Here is a 22,595-nt window from a genome sequence, read left to right on the forward strand (position 1 = left end):
ATGTCCGCACGCCTGCTCTATGTGATGGACCCGATGTGTTCCTGGTGCTGGGGTTTCGCCCCGGTGGCCGAGGCGCTGATCGCCCAGGCGCGTGAGGCGGGTGTCGTCACCCGCCTGGTGCCCGGTGGCCTGCGCAGCGGCGGCAGCGCCCTGGATGCCTCGACCCGCAAGTACATCCTCGAGCACTGGCAGGCGGTGCATGACGCCACCGGGCAGCCGTTCCGCTTCGACGGCGCGATGCCCGACGGCTTTGTTTACGACACCGAGCCTGCGTGCCGCGCATTGGTCGCGGCGCGTGAGCTGGACGACAAGCGGGCCTGGACGCTGCTCAAGCTGATCCAGCGCTCGTTCTACGAGCAGGGGCTGGATGTCACCCGCGCCCCGCAGCTGGTGGAGCTGGCCGAACAGGCCGGTTTCGACCGCGAGTCGTTCTCGCAGTGCTTCACCAATGCCGATACCCGCGCCGCCACCAGCGCCGACTTCGGCTGGGTACAGGACCTGGGCATTGCCGGTTTCCCCACGCTGCTGGCCGAGCGCAATGGTCAGCTGGCCCTGCTGACCAACGGCTACCAGTCGCTGGACAGCCTGCAGTCGCTGCTCGGCCGCTGGCTGCAGCAGGCCGCCTGTGCTTGACCTGCCAGGGTCGCCAGACCCTGTGCCAGGGAAGTCCCCCGCTGTGCCTGATCGCCTGAGCTGGGCGGAAATCCGCCGCCTGGCCCTGCACCACAAGAAGGCTTTGTGGACTGCCAACCTGGTAGCCGTGCTCGCCGCCCTGTGCAGTGTGCCGATCCCGTTGCTGCTGCCGCTGCTGGTGGACGAAGTGCTGCTGGGCCATGGTGACGCCGCGCTTAAGTGGATGAACAACTTCCTGCCCGCTGGCTGGCAGGTGGCCGCGGGCTATATCGGCCTGATGCTCTGCGCCACCTTGGGCCTGCGCCTGGCGGCGCTGGCGTTCAACGTGGTCCAGGCCAAGCTGTTCGCCGGCCTGGCCAAGGACATCGTCTACCGCCTGCGTATCCGCCTGATCGAGCGGCTCAAGCGCATTTCGCTCAAGGAATATGAAAGCCTGGGCAGCGGTACGGTGACCACCCACCTGGTCACCGACCTGGACACCCTCGACAAGTTCGTCGGCGAAACCCTGAGCCGCTTCCTGGTGGCGGTGCTGACGCTGACCGGCACCGCCGCCATCCTGATCTGGATGCACTGGCAGCTGGCGCTGCTGATCCTGCTGTTCAACCCGCTGGTGATCTTCTTCACCGTGCAGTTGGGCAAGCGCGTCAAGCACCTGAAGAAACTCGAGAACGACAGCACCGCGCGCTTCACCCAGGCGCTGACCGAGACCCTCGATGCGATCCAGGAAATCCGTGCCGGCAACCGCCAGGGCTATTTCCTCGGTCGCCTTGGCCTGCGTGCCCGCGAGGTGCGCGACTACGCGGTGGCCTCGCAGTGGAAGAGCGATGCCAGTGGCCGGGCCAGTGGCCTGTTGTTCCAGTTCGGCATCGACATCTTCCGTGCCGCGGCGATGCTCACCGTGTTGTTCTCCGACTTGTCGATCGGCCAGATGCTGGCGGTGTTCAGCTACCTGTGGTTCATGATCGGCCCGGTGGAGCAGTTGCTGAACCTGCAATATGCCTACTACGCCGCCGGAGGCGCGCTGAGCCGCTTGAACGAGCTGCTGGCGCGGGCCGACGAGCCGCAGTACCCCGCGGGCAGCGACCCGTTCGCCGGGCGCGAGACGGTCGGCATCGAGGTGCGCGACCTGCGCTTCGCCTACGCCGACGAGCCGGTGCTGGATCAGCTGAACCTGTCCATCGCCCCGGGCGAGAAGGTTGCCATCGTCGGCGCCAGCGGCGGTGGCAAGAGCACCCTGGTGCAACTGCTGCTGGGTTTGTACAGCGCCCAGGCCGGGACCATCCGCTTCGGCGGCTCCAGCCTGCAGGAGATCGGCCTGGAGACCCTGCGCGAGAACGTCGCGGTGGTGCTGCAGCATCCGTCGCTGTTCAACGACAGCGTGCGCGCCAACCTGACCATGGGCCGCGATTGCAGCGACGATGCCTGCTGGCAGGCGCTGCGCATCGCCCAGTTGGACGGCACCATCGCCGCGCTGCCCCAGGGCCTGGACAGCATCGTCGGGCGCTCCGGCGTGCGCCTGTCCGGCGGCCAGCGCCAGCGCCTGGCGATCGCCCGCATGGTGCTGGCCGAGCCCAAGGTGGTCATCCTCGACGAGGCCACCTCGGCGCTGGACGCCGCCACCGAGTACAACCTGCACCTGGCCCTGGCGCGCTTCCTCAGCGGCCGCACCACGCTGATCATCGCCCACCGCCTGTCGGCGGTGAAGCAGGCCGACCGCGTGCTGGTGTTCGACGGCGGCCATGTGGCCGAGGACGGCGGCCACCAGCAATTGATCGCCGAGGGCGGCCTGTACGCCAAGCTTTACGGTCACCTGCAGCAGACCTGAGCCACCTACGTCCATGTAGGAGCGGCCTCGTGCCGCGAAAGGGCCGCAGAGCGGCCCCCGGCGATCTTGTGGGGCTGCTGCGCAGCCCTTTCGCGGCACAAGGCCGCTCCTACAGGTGCTGCGCCCCTTTCCCCGTCATCAAAAACCACGCCACAGGCATGGCAAATGGCCTACGCTGTGCTTGTCTAGGTCGATTCGTGCCTTATCTGCCGCCATGACAGGGATTACATGAAGGGAAATCGGACTCTCGAAGCGCCAAGGCTGCTGGGTATCATCTGGCCCTTCGTCGCCGTTGTGGTTTTCCAGGTACTGCTGGGCAGTCTGAGCCTTTATGCATTGTCCGCCGTGCGCGCCTACGTGGCGGGCGAGAGCCTGTGGTCCAAGGCACAGAAGGACGCCATCTATTACCTCAACCTCTACGCCGACGACCGCGATCCGCTGACCTATGCCCGCTACCGCCGGGCGATCCTGGTACCCCAGGGCGATCACAACCTGCGCCTGGCCCTGGACCGACCTGAACCGGACCTGGAAGCAGCGCGCCAGGGTGTGCTGCAGGGTGGCAACCATCCCGAGGACGTCGCCCGGATCATCTGGTTCTATCGCAATTTCCGGCATATCAGCTATATGGAAACCGCCATCGATTACTGGGACATCGGTGACGATTACCTGCGTCAGCTCGACGTGCTGGCCCAGCAGATGCGCGAAGGCTTCGCCGGCGGCGTGATCGACCCGCACCAGGTGGCCAACTGGAAGGCGCGCATCGTCGCCATCAATGACGGCGTGACCCCCGCCGCCAAGGCCTTCAGCGATGCCCTGGGCGAAGGCTCGCGGATGCTGCTCAAGGTGCTGATGCTGACCAACCTGGCCACCGCGCTGTTCCTGATCGCCATGGCCTGGCGGCGTTCAAGCAAGCTGCTGGCCCAGCGCCAGGCGTTCGCCAGCGCGCTGCAGGAGGAGAAGGAGCGGGCGCAGATCACCCTGGAGTCGATCGGCGATGCGGTGATCACCGCCGATGTCGATGGTTGCATCAGCTACATGAACCCGGCCGCCGAGCAGTTGACCCACTGGCAGGCGGTCCAGGCCCAGGGCCTGCCGCTGGCGGCGCTGTTCAGTCTGTTGGACGAGAATGCCGAGGGCGACAGCCTGACGCTGGTCGAGCAGGTGCTCAGCGGCAGCCTCAAGGGCGGCGCCGAGCATGCCCGGCTGATCCAGCGCCTGGACGGCAGTACGGTGTCGGTCAACCTGGTGGGCTCGCCCATTCTTACAGAGGGGCAGGTCAGTGGCATCGTGGTGGTGCTGCACGACATGACCCAGGAGCGCCAGTACATCGCCAACCTGTCCTGGCAGGCCACTCACGACGCCCTGACCGGGCTGGCCAACCGCCGCGAGTTCGAATACCGCCTGGAGCAGGCGCTCAACGGCCTGGCCCGCCAGGCCGGGCGCCATTCGCTGATGTTCCTCGACCTCGACCAGTTCAAGCTGGTCAACGATACCTGCGGCCATGCCGCCGGCGACGAGCTGCTGCGGCATATCTGCGCGGTACTGCAGTCGGGCCTGCGCGAGGGTGACACCCTGGCGCGCCTGGGCGGCGACGAGTTCGGCGTGCTCCTGGAGAACTGCCCGCCGGAGCAGGCCGAGCGGATTGCCGAGCAGTTACGCCAGGCCGTGCAGAGCCTGCATTTCGTGTGGAAGGGGCGCCCCTTCGTGACCACGGTCAGCCTCGGCCTGGTGCACATCGCCCAGGTGCCCAGCACCCTGGAGGCGTCGTTGCGTGCGGCGGACATGGCCTGCTACATGGCCAAGGAGAAGGGCCGCAACCGGGTCCAGGTGTATCACGCCGACGACAGCGAATTGTCCATGCGCTTTGGCGAGATGGCCTGGATCCAGCGATTGCACGTGGCGCTGGAGGAAAACCGCTTCTGCCTCTACGCCCAGGAGATCGCCCCCCTGCACCCCCACGAGAGCCCCGGGCATATCGAGATTCTCCTGCGCCTGCACGACGAAAGCGGGCGCACCATCCTGCCCGACAGTTTCATCCCCGCAGCGGAGCGCTATGGCCTGATGACCGCGCTCGACCGTTGGGTGGTGCGCAGCGTGTTCCAGGTAATCCGCCAGTGCCTGGACGAAGGTCGGGAGGGGCCCTTGGCGATGTGCGCCATCAATTTATCGGGCTCGAGCATCGGCGACGACAAGTTCCTCGAGTACCTGCAACGGCTGTTCAGCGAGTTCGACATCCCGCCACGGCTGATCTGTTTTGAAATTACCGAAACCAGCGCCATCGCCAATCTGGGCAGCGCGATCCGATTCATCAATGAATTGAAAGGACTGGGCTGCAGATTCTCCCTCGACGACTTCTGCGCCGGAATGTCGTCATTCGCCTATTTGAAGCATTTGCCTGTAGACTTCCTGAAGATCGACGGAAGTTTCGTCAAAGACATGCTCGATGACCCGATCAACCGGGCGATGGTCGAAGTGATTAATCACATCGGTCACGTCATGGGCAAGCGGACCATTGCCGAGTTCGTCGAGACGCCGCTGATCGAGCAGGCTTTGCAGGAGATCGGCGTGGACTACGCCCAGGGATACCTCATCGAACGCCCGCAGGTCTTCACCTGCGACAGCCTGCAGCGCCAACGGATTGCCGCGAGGCCCCTTCTGCACCGGGCGCCGGGGACCTTTCGCTGAACAACGCCCGGAAATCACAGGGAATCAAGGAGCTGACAGTGATCGACGCGTTCGTAAGGATCGGACCATTGATGGATCCGGCCAGTTATCCGCAGTGGGCCCAACAACTGATAGAGGATTGCCGCGAAAGCAAGCGCCGGGTGGTGGAGCATGAGTTCTACCAGCGACTGCGCGATGGCCAGCTCAAGCAGTCGACCATCCGCCAGTACCTGATCGGCGGCTGGCCGGTGGTCGAGCAGTTCTCCCTCTACATGGCCCACAACCTGACCAAGACCCGCTACGCCCGACACCCCGGCGAAGACATGGCGCGTCGCTGGCTGATGCGCAACATCCGGGTCGAGCTCAACCATGCCGACTACTGGGTGCACTGGTGCCAGGCGCACGGCGTCCATCTGCATGAGCTGCAGTCCCAGGAGGTGCCGCCAGAGCTCAATGGCCTCAACGACTGGTGCTGGCGGGTGTGCGCCACGGAGTCGCTGGCCATCGCCATGGCGGCCACCAATTACGCCATCGAAGGTGCCACCGGCGAGTGGTCGGCGGTGGTCTGCGCCGAGGACACCTACGCCCAGGGTTTCCCCGAGGACACCCGCAAGCGCGCGATGAAGTGGCTGAAGATGCATGCGCAGTACGATGACGCGCACCCGTGGGAGGCGCTGGAGATCATCTGCACCCTGGCAGGCGAGAGCCCGACGCTGGGGCTGCGTACCGAGCTGCGTCGGGCGATCTGCAAGAGCTACGACTGCATGTTCCTGTTCCTGGAGCGTTGCATGCAGCTCGAAGGGCGTCAGCAGGGGCGTCTGCGCCCGGCATTGGCGGCGGGCTGAGGATAGTCGTTGGATTTGCAGGCCTATTCGCCGGCAAACCGCACACTCAATGAACTTGCACGTTCGCTGTAGGAGCGGCCTTGTGCCGCGATAGGGCTGCACAGCAGCCCCAGCTTTACTGCATCAACGCTGAAATCCTGGGGCTGCTGCGCAGCCCTATCGCGGCACAAGGCCGCTCCTACAGTTGTCGTGCAGCATATGTGGGAGCGGCGGTTCGCCGATGCGACTTGCTCCGCGATGGGTTTTACTGCGCGTTCAGCGCCTGCCCGTTCACATCCTTGCTGTCCGGCCCCATCAGGTACAGGTACACCGGCATGATGTCCTCGGGCAGCGGGTTGTTCTGCGGATTCTCGCTCGGATAGGCCTGGGCGCGCATCGCCGTGCGCGTGGCGCCCGGGTTGATGCTGTTCGAGCGCACCGGCGCCACGCCTTCCAGCTCGTCGGCCAGGGTCTGCATCAGCCCCTCGGTGGCGAACTTCGACACGCCATAGGCGCCCCAGTAGGCCCGGCCCTTGCGCCCGACGCTGCTGGAGGTGAACACCACCGAGGCGTCCTCCGACAGTTTGAGCAGCGGCAGCAGGGTGCTGGTCAGCATGAAGGTGGCGTCGACGTTGATGTGCATCACGCGCATGAAGTTGTCGCCCGACAGCTGCTCCAGCGGCGTGCGCGGGCCGATGATCGAGGCGTTGTTGAGCAGGCCGTCGAGGCGACCGAACTGCTCCTCGATCATCACCGCCAGTTCGTCGTACTGGTGGGGCAGGGCGGTTTCCAGGTTGAACGGGATCACCACTGGTTGCGGATGGCCGGCGGCCTCGATCTGGTCGTAGACCTCGTTGAGGTTGGCCTCGGTCTTGCCCAGCAGCAGCACGGTGGCGCCCAGGCCGGCGTAGGCCTTGGCGGCGGCGGCGCCGATGCCGCGGCCGGCGCCGGTGACCAGGATGATTCGGCCCTTGAGCAGGTCGGGGCGGGCGGTGTAGTCGAACATAACGGGTTCCCTGTTGATGGCATAGCTCCGTGGGAGCGGGCTTGCCCCGCGATGGCGTCAGGGCGGACACCATCATTGCCTGGGCGGGCAGCCTCGCGGGGCAAGCCCGCTCCCACGGGCGTCTATGACTGTTGGTTCTTCAGCAGCCGCACAGCGCGCTGTCGATCACCTTGCGCAGTTCCAGCGGGTGGTCCACCACCACGTCGGCGCCCCAGTTGTTGGGGTTGTCCTCTGGATGAATATAGCCGTAGCGCACCGCCGCAGTGCGGGTGCCGGCGTCGCGGCCGGACTCGATGTCGCGCAGGTCGTCGCCGACGAACAGCACGCTGGCCGGGTCCAGGTCCAGGGTCTTGCACGCCAGGATCAGCGGCTCGGGATCGGGCTTGCTGTTCTTCACGTGGTCCGGGCAGATCAGCAGGGCCGAGCGCTCGGCCAGGCCCAGGCGCTGCATGATCGGCTCGGCGAAGCGCACCGGCTTGTTGGTGACCACGCCCCACAACAGGTTGCCTTTCTCGATGTCGGCCAGCAGCTCCGGCATGCCGTCGAACAGCTTGCTGTGCACCGCGCAGTCGCGCTGGTAGCGCTCGAGGAATTCCAGGCGCAGGGCCTCGAAGCCGTCGGCCTCGGGGTCCATGGCGAAGGTCGCGGCGACCATGGCGCGGGCGCCGCCGGAGATCACCTCGCGGATGCGCGCGTCGTCGATGGCCGGCAGGCCGCGGTCGGCGAGCATCGCCTGGCAGATGGCGATGAAGTCGGGCGCTGTGTCCAGCAGGGTGCCGTCCATGTCGAAGAGTACTGCTCGCAGGCGCATGCTCATTCCTCGCGCAGGGTCTGGATCATGTAGTTGACGTCGACGTCGTTGTTCAGCTTGTAGTGCTTGGTCAGCGGGTTGTAGGTCAGGCCGATGATGTCCTTGACCTCGAGGCCCGCGGCGCGGCTCCAGGCGCCCAGCTCGGAGGGGCGGATGAACTTCTTGAAGTCATGGGTGCCGCGCGGCAGCATCTTGAGGATGTACTCGGCGCCGATGATCGCCAGCAGGTAGGCCTTGGGGTTGCGGTTGATGGTCGAGAAGAACACCTGGCCGCCCGGCTTGACCATGCGGTAGCAGGCGCGGATCACCGACGAAGGATCGGGCACATGCTCGAGCATCTCCAGGCAGGTGACCACGTCGAACTGTTCAGGCATCTCCTCGGCCAGGGCCTCGGCGGTGATCTGCCGGTATTCCACCGCAACGCCGGACTCCAGCTGGTGCAGCTGGGCCACCGCCAGTGGCGCCTCGCCCATGTCGATGCCGGTCACGGTGGCGCCGCGCTGGGCCATCGCCTCGCTGAGGATGCCGCCGCCGCAGCCGACGTCCAGCACCTTCTTGCCGGCGAGGGCGACGCGCTCGTCGATCCAGTTGACCCGCAGCGGGTTGATGTCGTGCAGTGGCTTGAACTCGCTCTCGCGGTCCCACCAGCGGTGGGCCAGGGCTTCGAACTTGGCGATTTCGGCGTGGTCGACGTTGCTCATCTGAACAGTCCTCTGAAGCTTCTATGAAAGTGTCACGGGGCGCCAGCCATGGCTGGCGCCCGGTTATTCGTTGCGCCCGCCGATGCGGGCTCCCCAGGCGCGGGCATTGGCGGCCAGGGCCTGCTCGTCCATTCGCGTCAGGCGGCGGTCCAGCACCAGGGCGTGGCCGGCGACCCAGACGTCCTTCACGCAATCGCGGCCGGTGGCGTAGATCAGTTGCGAGACCGGGTCGTGCACCGGCTGCTGCGCCAGCCCCGACAGGTCGAAGGCCACGAGGTCGGCGGCCTTGCCCACTTCCAGCGAGCCGGTCGTCGCCTCCAGACCCAGCGCCCGGGCGCCGTTGAGCGTGGCCATGCGCAGCGCCCGGTGGGCGTCCAGGGCGGTGGCCGAGCCGGCGACGGCCTTGGCCAGCAGCGCGGCGGTACGGGTTTCGCCGAGCAGGTCGAGGTCGTTGTTGCTGGCGGCGCCGTCGGTGCCCACCGCCACGTTCACCCCGGCCTGCCACAGGCGCTCCACCGGACAGAAGCCGCTGGCCAGCTTGAGGTTGGATTCGGGGCAGTGGACCACGCTGGTGTTGCTTTCTACCAGCAGGGCCAGATCCTCGTCGCTGACCTGGGTCATGTGCACCGCCTGCAGGTTTGGCCCCAGCAGGCCCAGGCGGGCGAGGCGGGCCAGCGGGCGCTCGCCGTTGTCCTTGAGCGCCTGCTCGACTTCGCCGGCGGTCTCGTGGATATGCATGTGCAGCGGTGCGTCGAGCTGGTCGGCGATCACCCGGATCTTCTCCAGGTTCGCATCGCTGACCGTGTACGGCGCGTGCGGGCCGAGGGCGACGGTGATGCGCGGGTGGTGCCGCAGGTCGCCGAACAGCTCGATGGCCAGGTGCAGGCCCTCGTCCGGGGTGCGCGCGCCGGGGATCGGGAAGTCCAGCAACGGCACGGCGATCTGCGCGCGGATGCCGCTCTGGTGCACGCGGTCGCAGGCCTCGCGGGGGAAGAAGTACATGTCGGCAAAGCAGGTGATGCCGCCCTTGAGCTGCTCGGCAATGGCAAGGTCGGTGCCGTCGCGCACGAAGGCTTCATCCACCCAGCGGCCCTCGGCCGGCCAGATGTGTTCCTGCAGCCAGGTCATCAGCGGCAGGTCGTCGGCCAGGCCGCGGAACAGGGCCATGGCGGCGTGGCCGTGGGCGTTGACCAGTCCGGGCGTCAGCACGCAGTCGGGCAGCTCGCGTACCTCCCGGGCCATGGGCGCCCGCTCGCGGGGGCCGAGCCAGGCGATCCGGCCGTCCAGAACGCCCAGCGCATGGCCTTCGAGCACCACGCCGGCCGGCTCCACGGGGACCAGCCAGTCCGGCACAAGCAGCAGGTCGAGGAGGGGAGTGGCGGTGGGCATGCGCGGCATATACCTGGGTCGGTTCGGCTAAACGCGCAGTATACCCGAGCGTCCGCGGCTGAGGGTCGCTATAATCGCCGGCTTTTGATGCCAGGGCGACGGGGAGAGGCGATGCGCGAGCAACTGATGGCGGCGGAGACGGTGACGGGCATCGAGTGGCGCGACGGCGTGCTGTACCTGCTCGACCAGCGCCTGCTGCCGCTGGAACAGTGCTGGCTGGCCTGCACCGAGGCGGCCGAGGTGGCCGAGGCGATCAGCGACATGGCCGTGCGCGGTGCCCCGGCGATCGGCATCTGCGCCGCCTACGGCCTGGTGCTGGCGTTGCGCCGGAGACTGGCCGAGGGCGAAGGCTGGGAGGAATCCCTCGAGGAAGACTTCATGTTGCTGGGCGAGGCGCGTCCGACCCCGGCCAACCTGTTCTGGGCGCTCAATCGCATGCGCGAACGCCTGCAGCGCCTGCGTCCCGGCGAGGACGTGCTGGCGGTGATGGAGGCCGAGGCGGTGGCCATCCACGAAAGCGATCGCGAGGCCAACCTGACCATGGCCCAGTTCGGCGTCGAGCAGATCCGCCGCCATCAGGGCAGCGAACAGGCCCTGCTCACCCACGGCAACGCCGGCGCCTTGGCCACCGGTGGCTTCGGCACCGCCCTGGGGGTGATCCGCGCCGCGACCCTGGAGGGCATGGTCGAACAGGTCTACGCCTGCGAGTCGCGGCCCTGGCTGCAGGGCTCGCGCCTGACCGCCTGGGAGCTGGCCGCCGACGGCGTGCCGGTGACCGTGGTCGCCGACGCGGCCATGGGCCACCTGATGAAGACCAAGGGCATCACCTGGGTGGTGGTCGGTGCCGACTGCATCGCCGCCAATGGCGACGTGGCGGCGAAGATCGGCACCTACCAGATGGCGGTGACCGCCATGCACCATGGCCTGCGCTTCATGGTGGTGGCGCCGAGCACCAGCATCGACCTGAACCTGGCCACCGGCGAGGACATTCCGCTGGAGACCCGTGGCGAGGAAGAGCTGCTGGAAGTGGCGGGCATCCAGGTGACGGCCGATGTCGAGGCCTACAATCCGGTGGTCGATGTCACGCCGGCGGACCTGATTGACGTGATCATTACCGAGAAGGGTGTGGTCGAGCGCCCGGATACGGCGAAAATCGCCCAGTTGATGTGTCGAAAGCGCCTCCATTGAGGCGTTTTTTCACCCATTTGGATGGCACTGCAAGGCAACCTGCCACATCTCCCATGCGTCCCGTGTTTGTGATACCATCCGGCAGTTTCCAAGGCTGCTCTTTACGGCGGCCTTCATTGCGCAGATCCATGTCACAACTCATTGATTTGTCGTAAGTCGTCGCACCCTATATGCGCTGCGGCGGCGAGCTTCGTTCGTCCTTCGAGGGATCAGGCGAAGTTTCACCAGAAAAAGGAATCAGGCTTCTCATGGGCGAACTGGCCAAAGAAATCCTCCCGGTCAATATCGAAGACGAACTGAGACAGTCTTACCTCGACTACGCGATGAGCGTTATTGTCGGGCGAGCGCTGCCCGATGCGCGTGACGGCTTGAAGCCCGTGCATCGCCGCGTTCTGTATGCGATGAGCGAACTGGGCAACGACTGGAACAAGCCGTACAAGAAATCCGCCCGTGTGGTCGGTGACGTGATCGGTAAGTACCACCCGCACGGCGACACCGCCGTGTACGACACCATCGTGCGCATGGCCCAGCCCTTCTCGCTGCGCTACCTGCTGGTCGATGGCCAGGGCAACTTCGGTTCGGTGGACGGCGACAACGCCGCGGCCATGCGATACACCGAAGTGCGTATGTCCAAGCTGGCCCACGAGCTGCTGGCCGACCTGCACAAGGAAACCGTCGACTGGGTGCCCAACTACGACGGCACCGAGCAGATCCCGGCGGTCATGCCGACCAGGATCCCCAACCTGCTGGTCAACGGTTCCAGCGGTATCGCCGTGGGCATGGCCACCAACATCCCGCCGCACAACCTCGGCGAAGTGATCGATGGCTGCCTGGCGCTGATTGACAACTCCGACATCACGGTCGATGAGCTGATGCAGTTCATCCCGGGTCCGGACTTCCCCACCGCCGGCCAGATCAACGGTCGCCAGGGCATCATCGAGGCCTACCGCACCGGCCGTGGCCGCATCTATATGCGCGCCCGTTCCGAGATCGAGGACATCGACAAGGTCGGTGGCCGCCAGCAGATCGTCGTCACCGAGCTGCCGTACCAGCTGAACAAGGCGCGGCTGATCGAGAAGATCGCCGAGCTGGTCAAAGAGAAGAAGATCGAAGGCATCACCGAGCTGCGCGACGAGTCCGACAAGGACGGCATGCGCATCGTCATCGAGCTGCGTCGCGGCGAGGTGCCGGAGGTGGTGCTCAACAACCTCTACCAGCAGACCCAGCTGCAGAGCGTGTTCGGCATCAACATCGTCGCGCTGATCGACGGTCGCCCGCGCCTGCTGAACCTCAAGGACCTGCTCGAAGCGTTCGTTCGCCACCGTCGCGAAGTGGTCACCCGCCGCACCGTGTTCGAGCTGCGCAAGGCCCGCGAGCGTGGCCATATCCTCGAAGGTCAGGCGGTCGCGTTGTCCAACATCGACCCGGTCATCGCCCTGATCAAGGCCTCGCCGACGCCGTCCGAAGCCAAGGAAGCGCTGATCAGCACCGCTTGGGAATCCAGCGCGGTGCAGGTCATGGTCGAGCGCGCCGGCGCCGAGTCCTGCCGTCCGGAAGACCTGCCGGAGCAGTACGGCCTGCGTGAAGGCAAGTACTACCTGTCGCCGGAGCAGGCCCAGGCCATCCTCGAGCTGCGCCTGCACCGCCTGACCGGCCTGGAGCACGAGAAGCTGCTGGCCGAGTACCAGGAGATCCTCGAGCAGATCGGCGAGCTGATCCGCATCCTCAGCAGCGCCGAGCGCCTGATGGAAGTAATCCGCGAAGAACTCGAAGCGATCCGCGCCGAGTACGGCGATGTCCGCCGCACCGAGATCCTCAACGCCAGCCACGACCTCAACTACGGCGACATGATCCCGGAAGAGGAGCGCGTGGTGACCATCTCCCACGGTGGTTACGCCAAGACCCAGCCATTGTCCGCGTACCAGGCCCAACGCCGCGGCGGCAAGGGCAAGTCGGCCACCGGCGTCAAGGACGAGGACTACATCGAGCACCTGCTGGTCGCCAACAGCCACGCTACCCTGCTGCTGTTCTCCAGCAAGGGCAAGGTGTACTGGAAGAAGACCTACGAAATCCCCGAGGCCTCTCGCGCCGCACGTGGTCGTCCGCTGGTCAACCTGCTGCCGCTGGAGGAAGGTGAGCGCATCACCGCCATGCTGCAGATCGACCTGGAGGCGCTGCAGCAGCACGCAGATCCCGACGAGGAGCTGGAAGACAGCGACGACAGCGTGATCGAAGGCGAGCTGGTGGAAACCGAAGAGATCGACGAGGAAGACGGCGACACCCCTGAGTGGGCCGCCGAACCGACCGGCGCCTACATCTTCATGGCCACCGCCTCCGGCACCGTGAAGAAGACCCCGCTGGTGCAGTTCGCCCGTCCGCGCTCCAACGGCCTGATCGCCCTGAAGCTCAAGGAAGGTGACACCCTGATCGCCGCGGCCATCACCGACGGCGCCAAGGAAGTCATGATGTTCTCCGACGCCGGCAAGGTGATCCGCTTCGCCGAGAGCGTGGTCCGCGAAATGGGCCGTACCGCCCGTGGCGTGCGCGGCATGAAACTGGGCAAGGGTCAGCAGATCATCTCCATGCTGATTCCCGAGTCCGGCGCGCAGATCCTCACCGCCTCCGAGCGCGGCTTCGGCAAGCGCACCCCGCTGTCCAAGTTCCCGCGTCGCGGCCGTGGCGGCCAGGGCGTGATCGCCATGGGCACCAAGGGGCGCAACGGCTTGCTGATCGGCGCCATCCAGGTGCAGGAAGGCGAGGAGATCATGCTGATTTCCGACCAGGGCACCCTGGTGCGTACCCGGGTCGGCGAGGTGTCCAGCCTGAGCCGTAACACCCAGGGTGTGACGCTGATCAAGCTGGCCACCGACGAAACGCTGGTAGGCCTGGAGCGTGTCCAGGAGCCATCCGAGGAAGAGCTCGACGACCTGGTCGAGACGGACGAGGAGGGCGCCCCGCTCGATGCGGCGGGCGAGGACAACGCCGGTGCCGAAGAGGCGCCTCAGGAATAACCGAAGCAACAACCCGAACGGGGCGACCAAGGTCGCCCCGTTTGACTGATAAGGGCCTGGCCCGATCCGCAGGTTGGTCGCATAACCTGTGGGAACGGGTTTACCCGCGAAGAAGACACCGCGGTGCATGGCAAGGGCTTCGCCCTTGTTCGCGGGTAAACCCGCTCCCACAGGGTTTCCGCTGGCATCGAAGATTTACGATTTGTTCTATTTGGCAGAGCGAGAGTGGATGTGAGCAAACGAGCCTTTAACTTCTGCGCCGGCCCCGCCGCGCTTCCCGATGCTGTCCTGCAGCGTGCCCAGGCCGAAATGCTGGACTGGCGCGGCAAGGGTCTGTCGGTGATGGAAATGAGCCATCGCAGCGACGACTACGTGGCCATCGCCGAAAAGGCCGAGCAGGACCTGCGCGACCTGCTGTCCGTCCCCTCCAACTACAAGGTGCTGTTCCTGCAGGGCGGCGCCAGCCAGCAGTTCGCCGAGATTCCGCTGAACCTGCTGCCGGAGAACGGCACCGCCGACTACATCGAGACCGGCATCTGGTCGAAGAAGGCCATCGAGGAAGCGCGTCGCTTCGGCAACGTCAACGTCGCCGCCAGCGCCAAGCCCTACGACTACCTGGCCATCCCGGGCCAGAACGAGTGGCAGCTGAGCAAGAACGCGGCCTACGTCCACTATGCGTCCAACGAGACCATCGGCGGCCTGCAGTTCGACTGGGTGCCCGAGACCGGCGACGTGCCGCTGGTGGTCGACATGTCCTCCGACATCCTCTCGCGTCCGACCGACGTGTCGCAGTTCGGCATGATCTACGCCGGCGCGCAGAAGAACATCGGCCCCAGTGGCCTGGTGGTGGTGATCGTCCGTGAAGACCTGCTGGGCCACGCCCGCAGCAGCTGCCCGACCATGCTCGACTACAAGATCGCGGCCGACAACGGTTCGATGTACAACACCCCGGCCACCTATTCCTGGTACCTTTCGGGCCTGGTGTTCGAATGGCTCAAGGAGCAGGGTGGCGTCGAGGCCATGGAGCAGCGCAACCGCGCCAAGAAGGACCGCCTGTACGGCTTCATCGACGCCAGCGAGTTCTACACCAACCCGATCAGCCACAACGCCCGTTCGTGGATGAACGTGCCGTTCCGCCTGGCCGACGAGCGCCTGGACAAGGCCTTCCTGGCCGGCGCCGACGCCCGTGGCCTGCTCAACCTCAAGGGGCACCGTTCGGTCGGCGGCATGCGCGCGTCGATCTACAACGCCCTGGGCCTGGAGGCCGTCGAGGCGCTGGTGCAGTACATGGCTGAATTCGAGAAGGAGCACGGCTGATGTCCGACCAGGAACTCAAGGCCCTGCGCGTGCGCATCGACAGCCTCGACGAGAAGATCCTCGAGCTGATCAGCGAGCGCGCCCGTTGCGCCCAGGAAGTGGCCAAGGTCAAGACCGCGTCGCTGGCCGAAGGCGAGGCGCCGGTGTTCTATCGCCCCGAGCGGGAAGCCGCGGTGCTCAAGCGCGTCATGGAGCGCAACAAGGGGCCGCTGGACAACGAAGAGATGGCGCGGTTGTTCCGCGAGATCATGTCCTCGTGCCTGGCCCTGGAAGAGCCGCTGAAAGTCGCCTATCTCGGCCCGGAAGGCACCTTCACCCAGGCGGCGGCCATGAAGCACTTCGGTCACGCCGTGGTCAGCCGTCCGATGGCGGCCATCGACGAGGTGTTCCGCGAAGTGGCGGCCGGTGCCGTCAACTTCGGCGTGGTGCCGGTGGAAAACTCCACCGAGGGCGCGGTCAGCCATACGCTGGACAGCTTCCTCGAGCACGACATGGTCATCTGCGGCGAGGTGGAGCTGCGTATCCACCACCACCTGCTGGTGGGCGAGAACACCAAGACCGACAGCATCACCCGCATCTACTCCCATGCCCAGTCGCTGGCCCAGTGCCGCAAGTGGCTGGATGCCCATTACCCGAACGTCGAGCGCGTGGCTGTCTCCAGCAACGCCGAGGCGGCCAAGCGGGTCAAGGGCGAGTGGAATTCGGCGGCGATCGCCGGTGACATGGCGGCCAACCTGTACGGGCTGACCCGTCTGGCCGAGAAGATCGAGGACCGCCCGGACAACTCCACGCGCTTCCTCATGATCGGCAGCCAGGAAGTGCCGCCGACCGGTGACGACAAGACCTCGATCATCGTTTCCATGAGCAACAAGCCGGGCGCGCTGCATGAACTGCTGGTACCGTTCCACGAGAACGGCATCGACCTGACGCGCATCGAGACCCGTCCGTCGCGCAGCGGCAAGTGGACCTACGTGTTCTTCATCGACTTCGTCGGCCATCACCGCGATCCGCTGATCAAGGCGGTGCTGGAGCAGATCAGCCAGGAGGCTGTGGCGCTGAAGGTGCTGGGGTCGTATCCGAAGGCGGTGCTCTGACGTATGTTTCAAGGTTCATCGCGGGCCTCGTGGGAGCAGGCTTGTCCCGCGATGGGCTTACAGGCTGTCTTGATTTCTGAACAGGGTTCGCACTCGTGGTTGATGCTGTAACAAACAAATCCGCACCGATTGTCGGTCGCCTGGTCGTGGTCGGTCTCGGCCTGATCGGCGGCTCCTTCGCCAAGGGGCTGCGTGAAAGCGGCCTGTGCCGCGAAGTGGTCGGCGTCGATCTGGATGCCGAGTCGCGCAAGCAGGCCGTGGTGCTGGGCGTGGTCGATCGTTGCGAGGCCGACCTGGCCGCCGCCTGTGTCGGCGCCGACGTCATCCAGCTGGCGGTGCCGATCCTGGCCATGGAGAAAGTCCTGGCCCGCCTCGCCCAGCTCGACCTGGGTGACGCGGTGATCACTGACGTGGGCAGTGCCAAGGGCAATGTCGTGCGCGCCGCTCGCGAAGCGTTCGCCGAGCGCCTGCCGCGCTTCGTGCCCGGACACCCGATCGCCGGTTCCGAGCAAAGTGGCGTGGAGGCTTCCAATGCCGCGTTGTTCCGTCGCCACAAGGTGATCCTCACGCCGCTGGCGGAAACCGATCCGCAAGCGCTGCACCTGGTCGATCGCCTCTGGCGCGCGCTGGACGCCGATGTCGAGCACATGCCGGTGGAGCGCCATGACGAAGTCCTGGCCGCCACCAGTCACCTGCCGCACCTGCTGGCCTTCGGCCTGGTCGATTCGCTGGCCAAGCGCAATGAAAACCTGGAGATCTTCCGGTACGCTGCGGGGGGCTTTCGCGATTTCACGAGAATCGCCGGCAGCGACCCGATCATGTGGCACGACATCTTCCTCGCCAACCGCGAGGCGGTCCTGCGCACTCTCGATACATTTCGCAGCGACCTCGACGCCTTGCGCGACGCGGTCGATGCTGGGGACGGGCACCAATTGCTGGGCGTGTTCACTCGCGCCCGGGTTGCCCGCGAGCATTTCAGTAAAATCCTGGCCCGCCGGGCCTATGTGGACGCTATGAACGCCAACGATCTGATTTTCCTGGCCCAACCGGGTGGCCGCGTGTCCGGACGGATCCGCGTACCTGGCGACAAGTCGATTTCCCACCGCTCGATCATGCTCGGCTCGCTGGCCGAAGGCACCACCGAGGTGGAAGGTTTCCTCGAGGGCGAGGACGCCCTGGCCACCTTGCAGGCCTTCCGTGACATGGGTGTGGTCATCGAAGGCCCGCACCACGGCCGCGTGACCATCCATGGCGTTGGCCTGCACGGCCTCAAGCCGCCACCCGGGCCGCTGTACGTCGGCAACTCCGGCACCTCGATGCGCCTGCTGTCCGGCCTGCTGGCGGCGCAGTCGTTCGACACCACCATGACCGGCGACGCCTCGCTGTCCAAGCGCCCGATGAACCGCGTGGCCAATCCGCTGCGCGAAATGGGCGCGGTGGTCGAGACGGGCCCTGAAGGGCGTCCGCCGCTGACCATTCGTGGCGGGCACAAGCTCAAGGCGCTGAACTACGCTCTGCCGATGGCCAGTGCCCAGGTCAAGTCCTGCCTGCTGCTGGCTGGCCTGTACGCCGAAGGCACCACCACCGTCACCGAGCCGGCGCCGACCCGTGATCACACCGAGCGCATGCTGCGCGGCTTCGGCTACGCGGTCGAGTCGAACGGTGCCGTGGCCTCCCTGCAGTCCGGCGGCAAGCTCACCGCCACCCGCATCGAAGTGCCGGCGGACATTTCCTCCTCGGCGTTCTTCCTGGTGGCGGCGTCCATCGCCGAAGGTTCCGAGCTGGTTCTGGAGCACGTCGGCATCAACCCGACCCGCACCGGCGTGATCGACATCCTGCGCCTGATGGGCGGCGACATCACCCTGGAGAACCAGCGTGAAGTCGGCGGCGAGCCGGTAGCCGACCTGCGCGTGCGCGGCGCCAAGCTCAAGGGCATTGATATTCCCGAGCACCTGGTGCCACTGGCCATCGACGAATTCCCGGTGCTGTTCGTCGCCGCCGCCTGCGCCGAAGGGCGCACCGTGCTGCGTGGCGCCGAAGAGCTGCGGGTCAAGGAGTCGGACCGCATCCAGGTGATGGCCGACGGCCTGATCGCCCTGGGCGTGAAGTGCGAGCCGACCCCGGACGGCATCATCATCGACGGCGGCCAGATCGGCGGCGGCGAAGTGCACGGTCACGGCGATCACCGCATCGCCATGGCCTTCAGCATCGCCTCGCTGCGCGCCAGCGCGCCGATCGTGATTCATGACTGCGCCAACGTCGCCACGTCGTTCCCCAACTTCCTGGCGCTGTGCAAGGAAGTCGGCATCCGCGTCGCCGAAGAGGGCAAGTCGTGAATTCCCAAGCACCGGTCATCACCATCGACGGGCCGAGCGGCTCGGGCAAGGGTACCGTGGCGGGCCTGCTGGCCCGCGAGCTGGGTTGGAAGCTGCTGGACTCCGGCGCGCTTTACCGCCTGCTGGCGTTCAACGCCAGCAACCATGGTGTCGACCTGACCAACGAAGAGCTGCTCAAGGCCCTGGCCGCCCATCTGGATGTGCAGTTCATCGCCGCCGAGCCGGGCAAGCTGCAGCAGATCATTCTCGAGGGCGAGGATGTCAGCCACGTCATCCGTACCGAGACCGTCGGCGCCGGCGCCTCGATGGTCGCCTCGCTGCCGGCCGTGCGCGAAGCGCTGCTGCAGCGCCAGCGCGCCTTCCGCGAGGCCCCGGGGTTGATCGCCGACGGTCGCGACATGGGTACCGTGGTGTTCCCCGACGCGCCGCTCAAGGTGTTCCTCACCGCCAGTGCCGAGGAGCGTGCCCGTCGCCGCTACCTGCAGTTGAAGGGCAAGGGTGAAGATGTTAGTCTGTCAAGTCTGCTAGATGAGATCCGTGCGCGCGATGAGCGTGACACCCAGCGCGCAGTGGCCCCGCTCAAGCCGGCGGCCGATGCCATTCAGCTGGATTCCACGGAGTTGTCCATCGAGCAGGTGCTGCAACGCATCAGAAGCGAGCTCGCCCTGCGCGACCTGGCCTGATGGAGAGGAGAGCGGGCAGGGGCACCAGTCAACGTCCTGTCAGCGCTTCTTAACTTAACGAAACCCACATTGTCTGGAATGTGGCTATGGGCGTCTTTTTCGCCCGAATCTACAGGAATTAAAATGAGCGAAAGCTTTGCAGAACTCTTTGAAGAAAGCCTGAAAACCCTCAATCTTCAGCCGGGTGCAATCATCACCGGTATCGTTGTCGACATCGACGGCGACTGGGTTACCGTACACGCTGGCCTGAAGTCCGAGGGTGTCATCCCGCTCGAGCAGTTCTACAACGAAACTGGCGAACTGACCATCAAGGTTGGTGACGAAGTTCACGTTGCGCTGGACGCGGTCGAAGACGGCTTCGGCGAAACCAAGCTGTCCCGTGAGAAAGCCAAGCGCGCCGAGTGCTGGATTGTTCTGGAAGCTGCTTTCGCTGCTGAAGAAGTGGTCAAGGGCGTTATCAACGGTAAGGTTAAAGGCGGCTTCACTGTCGACGTTAACGGCATCCGTGCGTTCCTGCCGGGCTCCCTGGTTGATGTCCGCCCAGTGCGCGACACCACCCACCTCGAAGGCAAAGAGCTGGAATTCAAGGTCATCAAGCTGGACCAGAAGCGCAACAACGTTGTCGTTTCCCGTCGCAGCGTCCTGGAAGCCGAAAACAGCGCCGAGCGCGAAGCTCTGCTGGAATCGCTGCAGGAAGGCCAGCAGGTCAAAGGTATCGTCAAGAACCTCACCGACTACGGTGCGTTCGTTGACCTGGGCGGCGTCGATGGTCTGCTGCACATCACCGACATGGCCTGGAAGCGTATCAAGCACCCGTCGGAGATCGTCAACGTTGGTGACGAGATCGACGTCAAGGTCCTGAAGTACGATCGCGAGCGCAACCGCGTTTCGCTGGGTCTGAAGCAACTGGGCGAAGACCCATGGGTTGCTATCAAAGCCCGTTACCCAGAGAGCACCCGCGTGACTGCTCGCGTCACCAACCTGACCGACTACGGCTGCTTCGCTGAGCTGGAAGAAGGCGTTGAAGGTCTGGTGCACGTTTCCGAAATGGACTGGACCAACAAGAACATCCACCCGTCGAAAGTCGTTCAGGTTGGCGACGAAGTGGAAGTCATGGTTCTGGACATCGACGAAGAGCGTCGTCGTATCTCCCTGGGTATCAAACAGTGCAAATCGAACCCATGGGAAGACTTCTCCGGCCAGTTCAACAAGGGTGACAAGATCACCGGTACCATCAAGTCGATCACCGACTTCGGTATCTTCATCGGCCTGGACGGCGGCATCGACGGTCTGGTTCACCTGTCCGACATCTCCTGGAACGAAGCTGGCGAAGAAGCCGTGCGTCGCTTCAAGAAGGGCGACGAGCTGGAAACCGTCATCCTGTCGGTTGACCCAGAGCGCGAGCGCATCTCCCTGGGCATCAAGCAGCTGGAAGACGATCCGTTCTCCAACTTCGTTGCTGTCAACGACAAGGGCGCTATCGTCAAGGGTATCGTCAAGGAAGTTGACGCCAAGGGCGCTATCGTGACCCTGGCCGACGACATCGAAGCTACTCTGAAAGCTTCCGAAATCAGCCGTGACCGCGTTGAAGACGCCCGTAACGTGCTGAAGGAAGGCGAAGAGATCGAAGCCAAGATCATCAGCGTCGACCGCAAGTCCCGCGTTATCAGCCTGTCCATCAAATCGAAGGACGACGCTGAAGAGCGCGAAGCCATCCAGAGCCTGAAAAACGCTCCGGAAGCGGCTGCCGATACCACCATGGCTGCGCTGCTGCGCGAAGCAATGGCCAAGCAGAACTGAGTTCTGTTTGATCGGTAAAAAGGGCGACCCTCGGGTCGCCCTTTTTTGTGCCTGCGATTTGCCTGGTCGAGCAGAAGCAGATTGTTCCTACAGGGTTTGTAGATGTTTCTGGGCTCGTGAGCGGTGTACGAGCAGTAGGCTTTACCGCTCGCCGGCAAAGTCGCGCCGCAGTGCGCTCGCGTTCGTGTGGGGTGGGGGTCGCCCGTGCGGGGCCTTATCTTGAATTTTTTTGTTTAGTCAAGAACCACCCTGTTCAAATCCGCCGGAGCGTGCTACAAACTGATTAAGCAATGATCTAGCTGCTTGATAACGAAGGGAAAAATATGACGAAGTCGGAGCTGATCGAACGTATTGTCACCCATCAGGGGCTGCTCTCGTCCAAGGACGTCGAGCTGGCCATCAAGACCATGCTCGAGCAGATGTCGCAGTGCCTGGCGACCGGGGATCGTATCGAGATCCGTGGCTTTGGCAGCTTTTCCCTGCACTACCGCGCGCCGCGGGTAGGGCGCAATCCCAAGACCGGCCAGTCGGTCAGCCTCGAAGGCAAGTATGTGCCGCACTTCAAGCCCGGCAAGGAGCTGCGTGATCGGGTCAATGAAGATGAGCATGAGCACCCTTGAATGGAGGAGCGGCCTGATGCGTAATCTAAAGCGCGCCCTGGTGGTGCTGTTCGTGCTGCTATTGGCGGCTGTCGTATTGTTCTTTGTGCTGGAGAACCAGCAGTCCGTATCCTTGGTGCTTTTTGGCTGGTCGGCGCCGTCCGTGCCGGTGGCAGTGTTGGTGTTGGTGGCATTGGTTATTGGTTTGGCCGTGGGGCCGATGCTGGGTGCCTATGGTGTGGCGCGAGGGCGGCGCCAGCTTCGCGAACGTGGCCGGAAAGGCGTGCGTACTGAAGCTTGAAGATATTTCCTACAAGTTACTAAGAGTTTTCCGTATTTGAATGCAGCTTGAGAAGTGAGGTAATTCCTCGCTTGTCAATTTGCCTGTTGAAGGATTCGGAAGAATGGATGTCTTGGTGATCCCTCCTCATTGCCCCGCTCAAGGCCTGCCAGCAGTGCCTTTGGGGTTCTCATGGCGCGCTCGGCCATATTGCGATGCTACCTGCCATCTGTTCCTGATGGTCTACTCTTTACAATGAGTTACCAGTCTGACCACTATTGGCAAGGGCAAGGCTTTGGGCCGTTTATCGTCCATGGACGGTGTTGCCTGACGAGTGCGTGAAGGGCATTTCCAGCTACGCCCGTGTCCAGGTGGGTGCCAAGGTTAGGCTGTTCATTGCGTTCAAAGTGTCACGCCCGCGTCCTATGATGTTG

Annotated in this window: 17 protein-coding genes; 13 read left to right on the top strand and 4 right to left on the bottom strand. The window is 64.8% G+C overall.

Annotated features, from left to right (window positions below; genetic code table 11):
- From POF53_RS03035 to POF53_RS03050, 4 genes are all read left to right on the top strand, one after another.
- Entirely contained in the window at positions 1-633 is a 633-nt protein-coding gene (locus tag POF53_RS03035; RefSeq protein ID WP_254463857.1) for a DsbA family protein, read from the top strand.
- Positions 634-676: 43 nt separating this feature from the next.
- Positions 677-2,458 carry an ABC transporter ATP-binding protein gene (locus POF53_RS03040; RefSeq protein WP_498966311.1) on the top strand — a complete coding sequence of 594 codons (1,782 nt, stop codon included), beginning with the start codon at positions 677-679 and terminating at the stop codon, positions 2,456-2,458.
- A gap of 228 nt (positions 2,459-2,686) precedes the next feature.
- Complete coding sequence (locus tag POF53_RS03045) at positions 2,687-5,143, top strand: EAL domain-containing protein (protein ID WP_203647636.1); 2,457 nt, start codon at positions 2,687-2,689, stop codon at positions 5,141-5,143.
- A gap of 38 nt (positions 5,144-5,181) precedes the next feature.
- Positions 5,182-5,967, top strand: a complete 786-nt coding sequence (locus tag POF53_RS03050; protein WP_203647635.1) for an iron-containing redox enzyme family protein — start codon at positions 5,182-5,184, stop codon at positions 5,965-5,967.
- 244 nt (positions 5,968-6,211) lie between these two features.
- Here the strand turns inward: POF53_RS03050 and POF53_RS03055 are convergent, their stop codons facing one another.
- The 4 genes from POF53_RS03055 to POF53_RS03070 all read right to left on the bottom strand — a co-directional run bounded on the left by POF53_RS03055 (position 6,212) and on the right by POF53_RS03070 (position 9,853).
- Positions 6,212-6,952: a YciK family oxidoreductase gene (locus POF53_RS03055; RefSeq protein ID WP_203647634.1), complete on the bottom strand. Its 741-nt coding sequence runs from the start codon at positions 6,950-6,952 to the stop codon at positions 6,212-6,214.
- A 139-nt stretch (positions 6,953-7,091) separates the two neighbouring features.
- Complete coding sequence (gene mupP / locus POF53_RS03060) at positions 7,092-7,763, bottom strand: N-acetylmuramic acid 6-phosphate phosphatase MupP (protein WP_102684341.1); 672 nt, start codon at positions 7,761-7,763, stop codon at positions 7,092-7,094.
- A 2-nt stretch (positions 7,764-7,765) separates the two neighbouring features.
- Positions 7,766-8,464, bottom strand: coding sequence for a bifunctional 2-polyprenyl-6-hydroxyphenol methylase/3-demethylubiquinol 3-O-methyltransferase UbiG (gene ubiG / locus POF53_RS03065; RefSeq protein WP_050704607.1), 699 nt, complete (start codon positions 8,462-8,464; stop codon positions 7,766-7,768).
- 63 nt (positions 8,465-8,527) lie between these two features.
- Entirely contained in the window at positions 8,528-9,853 is a 1,326-nt protein-coding gene (locus tag POF53_RS03070; protein WP_203647633.1) for a TRZ/ATZ family hydrolase, read from the bottom strand.
- A 111-nt stretch (positions 9,854-9,964) separates the two neighbouring features.
- Between POF53_RS03070 and mtnA the strand changes: the two genes are divergently transcribed.
- From mtnA to POF53_RS03115, 9 genes are all read left to right on the top strand, one after another.
- Complete coding sequence (mtnA, locus tag POF53_RS03075) at positions 9,965-11,041, top strand: S-methyl-5-thioribose-1-phosphate isomerase (RefSeq protein WP_203647632.1); 1,077 nt, start codon at positions 9,965-9,967, stop codon at positions 11,039-11,041.
- Between the two features lie 248 nt (positions 11,042-11,289).
- On the top strand, positions 11,290-14,052 hold the full coding sequence (gene gyrA, locus POF53_RS03080) for a DNA gyrase subunit A (RefSeq protein WP_498966316.1): 2,763 nt from the start codon (positions 11,290-11,292) through the stop codon (positions 14,050-14,052).
- Between the two features lie 231 nt (positions 14,053-14,283).
- Positions 14,284-15,369 (top strand): 3-phosphoserine/phosphohydroxythreonine transaminase, encoded by a 1,086-nt coding sequence (serC, locus tag POF53_RS03085; protein WP_498966318.1) that lies wholly within the window; start codon positions 14,284-14,286, stop codon positions 15,367-15,369.
- A complete protein-coding gene (gene pheA / locus POF53_RS03090; RefSeq protein WP_028690825.1) occupies positions 15,369-16,463 on the top strand; it encodes a prephenate dehydratase in 1,095 nt (364 codons plus the stop codon). Before serC ends, pheA begins: the two co-directional genes overlap by 1 nt.
- 95 nt (positions 16,464-16,558) lie before the next feature.
- Positions 16,559-18,799 (top strand): bifunctional prephenate dehydrogenase/3-phosphoshikimate 1-carboxyvinyltransferase, encoded by a 2,241-nt coding sequence (locus POF53_RS03095; protein ID WP_203647629.1) that lies wholly within the window; start codon positions 16,559-16,561, stop codon positions 18,797-18,799.
- Positions 18,796-19,482, top strand: coding sequence for a (d)CMP kinase (gene cmk, locus POF53_RS03100; protein ID WP_203647628.1), 687 nt, complete (start codon positions 18,796-18,798; stop codon positions 19,480-19,482). Before POF53_RS03095 ends, cmk begins: the two co-directional genes overlap by 4 nt.
- A gap of 123 nt (positions 19,483-19,605) precedes the next feature.
- Complete coding sequence (rpsA, locus tag POF53_RS03105; protein WP_046856619.1) at positions 19,606-21,282, top strand: 30S ribosomal protein S1; 1,677 nt, start codon at positions 19,606-19,608, stop codon at positions 21,280-21,282.
- A gap of 323 nt (positions 21,283-21,605) precedes the next feature.
- Positions 21,606-21,902: an integration host factor subunit beta gene (ihfB, locus tag POF53_RS03110; RefSeq protein ID WP_203647627.1), complete on the top strand. Its 297-nt coding sequence runs from the start codon at positions 21,606-21,608 to the stop codon at positions 21,900-21,902.
- Positions 21,889-22,182, top strand: coding sequence for a lipopolysaccharide assembly protein LapA domain-containing protein (locus tag POF53_RS03115; RefSeq protein ID WP_498966322.1), 294 nt, complete (start codon positions 21,889-21,891; stop codon positions 22,180-22,182). The genes ihfB and POF53_RS03115 overlap by 14 nt, the downstream gene beginning before the upstream one ends.
- Positions 22,183-22,595: the final 413 nt, after the last annotated feature.

The sequence above is a fragment of the Mitsuaria sp. RG genome (assembly GCF_028369275.1).
In the GTDB taxonomy this organism is placed as follows: domain Bacteria; phylum Pseudomonadota; class Gammaproteobacteria; order Pseudomonadales; family Pseudomonadaceae; genus Aquipseudomonas; species Aquipseudomonas peradeniyensis.

Bases quoted from the DNA above. Each gene is read 5' to 3' on its own strand.
- POF53_RS03035 (WP_254463857.1), top strand. From the start codon at position 1: ATGTCCGCACGCCTGCTCTATGTGATGGACCCGATGTGTTCCTGGTGC.
- POF53_RS03045 (WP_203647636.1), top strand. From the start codon at position 2,687: ATGAAGGGAAATCGGACTCTCGAAGCGCCAAGGCTGCTGGGTATCATC.
- POF53_RS03055 (WP_203647634.1), bottom strand. From the start codon at position 6,952: ATGTTCGACTACACCGCCCGCCCCGACCTGCTCAAGGGCCGAATCATC.
- mupP (WP_102684341.1), bottom strand. From the start codon at position 7,763: ATGCGCCTGCGAGCAGTACTCTTCGACATGGACGGCACCCTGCTGGAC.
- ubiG (WP_050704607.1), bottom strand. From the start codon at position 8,464: ATGAGCAACGTCGACCACGCCGAAATCGCCAAGTTCGAAGCCCTGGCC.
- POF53_RS03070 (WP_203647633.1), bottom strand. From the start codon at position 9,853: ATGCCCACCGCCACTCCCCTCCTCGACCTGCTGCTTGTGCCGGACTGG.
- mtnA (WP_203647632.1), top strand. From the start codon at position 9,965: ATGCGCGAGCAACTGATGGCGGCGGAGACGGTGACGGGCATCGAGTGG.
- gyrA (WP_498966316.1), top strand. From the start codon at position 11,290: ATGGGCGAACTGGCCAAAGAAATCCTCCCGGTCAATATCGAAGACGAA.
- pheA (WP_028690825.1), top strand. From the start codon at position 15,369: ATGTCCGACCAGGAACTCAAGGCCCTGCGCGTGCGCATCGACAGCCTC.
- rpsA (WP_046856619.1), top strand. From the start codon at position 19,606: ATGAGCGAAAGCTTTGCAGAACTCTTTGAAGAAAGCCTGAAAACCCTC.
- ihfB (WP_203647627.1), top strand. From the start codon at position 21,606: ATGACGAAGTCGGAGCTGATCGAACGTATTGTCACCCATCAGGGGCTG.
- POF53_RS03115 (WP_498966322.1), top strand. From the start codon at position 21,889: ATGAGCACCCTTGAATGGAGGAGCGGCCTGATGCGTAATCTAAAGCGC.